Source organism: Massilia sp. UYP34, from assembly GCF_056279385.1.
In genome coordinates this window covers 1-4921 of record NZ_JBWBRF010000043.1, presented here as the reverse complement: position 1 = coordinate 4921, position 4921 = coordinate 1, and the positions used below count along the sequence as shown (strand labels likewise).

Genomic DNA, 4921 nt, shown 5'->3' with positions numbered 1-4921 from the left:
TGGGCTGAACACGGACGGTGTTCGGCGACGGGGGTGTATCAGTTTTAAATCGCTGAGACGACGAAATCTGTATCAGTTTTCAATCGCCGTTGACAGGCTGTTCAGGTGCTTGTTGAAGGTTAGGATCAGGTCAATCGCCTTGGCCTTCTCCGTGGGGCTGTCTGCCAATCCGAAGGCATCCATGAGTCGCTTGCTCTGGAAGTAGTAGTGGCCGTCGACGGCGATACCGTGGGCAACCTCTCTGTTAAGGTCAGTGATGCGAAGCTGTGTGATCATGGTTAGGCGTAAAAAAACCCCTGATCGCTCAGGGGCTTGTGGTGTAGCTGGAAGGCTTAGGCTTGAGTAGCGGCTGGTGCTTTCTTCGGCTTTGAAGCGAACACTTCCGCAGCGATCTTTTTCAGTTCAGTCTTACCTTCTTCAGTTTTTCCATATGCTTCATCTACGATATGAGCCGCCAAGTTTTTTTCGGTCTCGGCCAGGGTAGCTCCCTTAGTGCGAAGCATGACGACCTTCATAGGGCCAAAAATGTTCCTGCCAGAACGCAATTCCAAAGTTCGGCCTTGGCGGATAACTTCGTTTTTAACCAGCGTGCCATCGGTTGCAGCCTTCGGAATTTCAATGAACACCGGATTGCTGTCGCTTTTGAACACCTTGCTTGCACCTGCTGCCTTGACACGTGGGGTCTTGACAACTGGGGTCTGACCAACTTGCGATTGCCCCTGATCTGCTTTGATCAGTTTAAACTCCTTGGCTACTTGACCGATCACGTCGATGCTGATCAGTTTGGAATCAATCAGTTTTTTCATGTCATTGAATCCGAACGGACGAACGGTGCCTGCCAATGCTTTCACGGCTGCTTCGATGGCACTGGTATGCTCACCGCGTGCTGCAATAGCCTTGGTGTTTTGAGCCTGAAGAATGCCAAAGAGCTTTTGTTCTTGTTCGTCGGCTTCGCCTTCCAGAACACGCAGGGCGAGAGCCGAACGTTCTTGAGCATTCAAATTTGCTGCGGTTTCTGCCAATGCGATAGCCGCAACATCTTCGTTGGCACTGTCTGCTGGCTTGGTGTTGCCGGCGCTTGCAGTGTTCTTGCTCTCGTCTTTAGCAGTCGGGGCGTTCGTTGCAGCGGTGGCGGCTTTGGCGTTCATGGTCATTCCTTTAAGTGTGAGTGTCGTTAGTCTTCTTCAACACTTACTTCATATATTGTGTTGATGTCTTCATCATAGAATACGTGAAGTATACGGTCAACAACTAAACGCATGAAAAGATGAAAGTACAGATTTATTTATGTTGATTGATCAATATGAAAAACCTTAAACACACACTGCCGAACCTCTTTTGCTTCTACTGTTCAGATCCCAAACATCGAGTTCTTCTCCCATCCTCTAGAGTCAATATCCTCTCCGTACAGAGTGCTTGTGACTTCCTTCAAGTGCTGCTCTTGCGCACGGTCAGACTTGACAACATCTGAAAACGGATAGAGTCCCCCTGTGATCGCCAATGAACAGAGGGCGTAGTAGAAGGCTAAGTTGCCCTGAGCTTGTGCATACGTGGACAGTTCTTTGAAGATTTTCGCACTCATGGTGTAACCTGTCCCTGTCTTCAGGTAGTAGCAAATCTCCCAAAGATTTTCGTCTACACAGTTACGCATGAGGGATACGAATTCGTCGGATGTTCCCTTGAACGATGATGAGGAAACGTTGTACAGCTTGTCTAATTTTTGAGCGATAGACTTCAGGCGGTTGTTGCGGGACTCGCCGTTGACTTCACTTCGGAAGGGCTGCACGGTGTCTTGAATGTTGGTGGTCATTTAGGCTTCTGCTTGTTAGTTAACGGGTTGTAGTCGCTTGTATGGTTCAGGACACTACTACTAAAGTTTGCCGCCTGTGTCGCGTCTTGGAAGGCTCTTGGTAGGTAAATTTGCATCGAGCTTCTTGTTGAGGTTACGAAGCTCCACAACTTTCTGGAAGGCTGAGCTACCTCCTTCAATCTTGGAAATATCAAGGCTATTAGCAAGAAGCATGAGCAAGGTATCTTTGTACCAGGGGTCGCTTCCTTCATGTTCTGCCATCAAATCGGCCATGCTGAACTCAATCACTTCTTGTCCAAAAATACGCTTGGCTACATGGTTGATGTCTGCGCCACCTTCAATAAATTCTTCAAGCTGAGGGTAGAGGTGAGCAAAACCTGATACGGCCAAACGGCTGTAGAGCCATGCAGGAAGGTTCTGTTCTGGCCGGTCAAAGTGCTCAACATACTCAAGAACGACAGCTTCAATCTCGTCATTGTCCAAGTGCAAAGACTGAAAGAAGGGAAGGGGGAGGCGGTCGCCAGTCGGCACAATGAAAGGCATAGGGCTAGAGAACACAGTGTCCAGTCTGTTGAGGCGAACATGACTCTCTGCTGTAGAAGACACGGTGAGGGTGTCGAGCCAGTCCTTCACATCCCCAACACGGTATCCAATGTTCTTAGGCTTCTTGATGAACTTTGGTCCCTTGCCTGACACTCGCCATTTTTGAAGTGTGCTGATCGCTTCCCCGATCCAGCTTCCTAGCTCTTCTTCTCCGATAATTTTTGAGTTCGGGTAGGTGTCAAAATTTCCGTCGACAACCTGTGCAGTCGCATTGAGAACGGTTGGCTTGAGAACTTGAAGCAATGCGACCAAGTGTGTGGCCGTCAAAACTACATCAGGCGGGAGGTTCTGTAGCTTGAACAGAAATTCGTCAGGGGTCATGCTGCCATGCCTTCAAGGTTCGTCACTGGATTGAATTTTTCTACTTGGGCCAGTAGGTAGTCTTCCACCTTCTGCAACGACTCCTTGATGAGGTCGTAGTGCTTCATCAAGTAGCTCTCGTTCACATCGTTCATGACGTGCTTGAGGCAGAAATTCATGGTTCGTTCATCAACCTTGGCAAACATAGAGGCAGTACCCCATGTGCGGCGCAAGTCGTGGTGACTGATGATTTTACCGCACGCCTCACCAATATTTTTAAAGTGAAACTTGGCATCCTGTGGGACATGTCCGGTCTTGCTGTCGCCATACCCAAACACAAAATCATTGATCGCAAACTCCTTGCGGCGCTCGAGGATTTCCAAGCCGAGTTTGGTCAGAGGGAAGGTGTAGGTGATCCCGTTCTTCGTGTCTTCATACTTAATTTCTTGAAGTTCAAAATCTACCTGCTTCCACTTGATCGAAGCAATATCAATGGAGCGGCCAGCTTGCACCAGGGAGAAGAGAATGTAATCGCTCGCTACTGCGTTGTGGTCACGGTAGGCAACCGCTGCATGCCACCAGAGAGAGAATTCTTCCTTGCGGAAGTCAAGCATGCGGTCTCGCGTCTTCGTCTTCTTCCATTTCTTGTGGCTGGTCAGCACATCGAACGGGTTGCGGAAGTTCTCTTTGATGTCCAGTTCCAAACGAGGAATGATGAAATTATAGGCAGAGTTCAGATACTTGAAGCAAAGTTGGTGCGTGCGGGTGATCGGCTGAAGTCCTGTCGCTTTCTGTACTCGGGTCGGCTTGGCGACTGCGAACATGTTGAAGCGGTCAAGAACTTCTTCACGAGTGATTTCACGGAACGGACGGTCAAGCCAGTTGCTAAGTTTGGCAGGGCGGTCAATCTTCCACTGCAAGCCATCCTTCTTAAGCAAGATGATGGTCTTCTCTCCGAAGTACTTCTTGCAGTCCTCAATCCCATCAAGAGTGCTTTGCCGTCCTCCCTTGTTGCCAATGAGGTGTTGGTTCGTGTATTCGTCAATGAGCCATTCCAGCGTTTCAGTGTTCTTCTGCTTGAACTTCTGGACGGCTTCCAACGCTGCACGGCGCTCTTCGGTTGGATCGATTCCCGTTGACAATTCAGCAAGCTTCTTCTTGGCCTCAATCTTTGCGGCCTCAAGTGTCAGTTGCCCATACTTGCCGAGAGTGATCCTTTTCGGTGCCCCTTTTGCCACACGTTTGTATACAATAAAGGTCTTGGCAGTCTTGCCTATACGCAAGGCAAAACCAGGTAGAGTGCTGTCGTAGATCGTGACCTGTTTTCCGTCTTCGCAAAGTGGAAAGCTCTCGATCTCCTTCATGGTGAGCTTGGTCTTGCTTGGGTAGTCAAACATGCTGGTAGCCCCTGTTGTGTACGTTGGTGTGTAGCCTAGAGTATAGGGAAGGCTACAGTCAGCGTCTAGGCTACGCTCTAGGCTACGCGGGGCTGGCAAACAGTGGCAACGAGTGGCAAGCAGTGACTAGGCAAAATCGTTAAAAATCAACGACTTAAAGTGAGATCCCTTGGTAATCAAGGGGTTGAAAGTAGCAAAACAAGAGACTCATAATCCGTTGGTGCCCGGTTCGACTCCGGGGAGGCCTACCAAAATATATCTGAAAAATCAGGGGTTTATGTGATGTTCCTTGTGGCCCCTGATTCCCTTCCTGTGTAACGCGCTGGGTCGTGTAACGGCTGTGTAAGTAAATTCTTTCAACTAGGCAGCTCGCGGTGTGGAAATTCGACCGGTCGACGATGCTCCTTAGGCACATCAGCCGGTGCTTACTGGCGTCGGCCGCCGCTTATCACGATCTTTAAACATTTAGCGGAAGGTGTCCGTGACCCCAACGTCTTGTCGGCCATGGCATAGCACAAGTTGGCTAACTCGACCAAGTTCCGTGCCCGGTCTTCTGGCTTAGCGTCCCGAAGCGTCGCGCTTACAAGCTCTACCAAACGTTCGTCGTTCAAGGCGTCGCCTGTGGCGTGGCCGCCTAAATCGCGCAACCAGTCATCGAAAGCGTCGTCGCTCATGTCGGTCAAATCGAGTGGCATATATCCTTCTGAAGAAAATAGTGTGAATCGCCACGACTATCGTAGACACTCCTGAGCCATAATATCGGGCACAAGGAGAAGATATGAGCGGTAAGCGGTACACAGAGGAATTCAAG

At 49.6% G+C, this 4921-nt stretch carries 5 protein-coding genes; all 5 read right to left on the bottom strand.

From position 1 onward, the window contains the following. Positions 1-72 precede the first annotated feature (72 nt). Positions 73-276: a hypothetical protein gene (locus ACZ9AQ_RS24020; protein ID WP_429207304.1), complete on the bottom strand. Its 204-nt coding sequence runs from the start codon at positions 274-276 to the stop codon at positions 73-75. A 56-nt stretch (positions 277-332) separates the two neighbouring features. After that, a complete protein-coding gene (locus ACZ9AQ_RS24015) occupies positions 333-1148 on the bottom strand; it encodes a hypothetical protein (RefSeq protein ID WP_429207306.1) in 816 nt (271 codons plus the stop codon). A 203-nt stretch (positions 1149-1351) separates the two neighbouring features. Further along, complete coding sequence (locus ACZ9AQ_RS24010) at positions 1352-1810, bottom strand: hypothetical protein (RefSeq protein ID WP_429207308.1); 459 nt, start codon at positions 1808-1810, stop codon at positions 1352-1354. 60 nt (positions 1811-1870) lie between these two features. Beyond that, positions 1871-2734, bottom strand: a complete 864-nt coding sequence (locus ACZ9AQ_RS24005) for a helix-turn-helix transcriptional regulator (RefSeq protein ID WP_429207310.1) — start codon at positions 2732-2734, stop codon at positions 1871-1873. Further along, complete coding sequence (locus ACZ9AQ_RS24000) at positions 2731-4110, bottom strand: integrase arm-type DNA-binding domain-containing protein (protein ID WP_429207312.1); 1380 nt, start codon at positions 4108-4110, stop codon at positions 2731-2733. The genes ACZ9AQ_RS24005 and ACZ9AQ_RS24000 overlap by 4 nt, the downstream gene beginning before the upstream one ends. Between the last annotated feature and the right edge of the window lie 811 nt (positions 4111-4921).

What these genes read in the sequence shown, in the direction of transcription:
- ACZ9AQ_RS24020 (WP_429207304.1), bottom strand. Translation starts at nt 276, where the DNA reads ATGATCACACAGCTTCGCATCACTGACCTTAACAGAGAGGTTGCCCAC.
- ACZ9AQ_RS24015 (WP_429207306.1), bottom strand. Translation starts at nt 1,148, where the DNA reads ATGAACGCCAAAGCCGCCACCGCTGCAACGAACGCCCCGACTGCTAAA.
- ACZ9AQ_RS24010 (WP_429207308.1), bottom strand. Translation starts at nt 1,810, where the DNA reads ATGACCACCAACATTCAAGACACCGTGCAGCCCTTCCGAAGTGAAGTC.
- ACZ9AQ_RS24005 (WP_429207310.1), bottom strand. Translation starts at nt 2,734, where the DNA reads ATGACCCCTGACGAATTTCTGTTCAAGCTACAGAACCTCCCGCCTGAT.
- ACZ9AQ_RS24000 (WP_429207312.1), bottom strand. Translation starts at nt 4,110, where the DNA reads ATGTTTGACTACCCAAGCAAGACCAAGCTCACCATGAAGGAGATCGAG.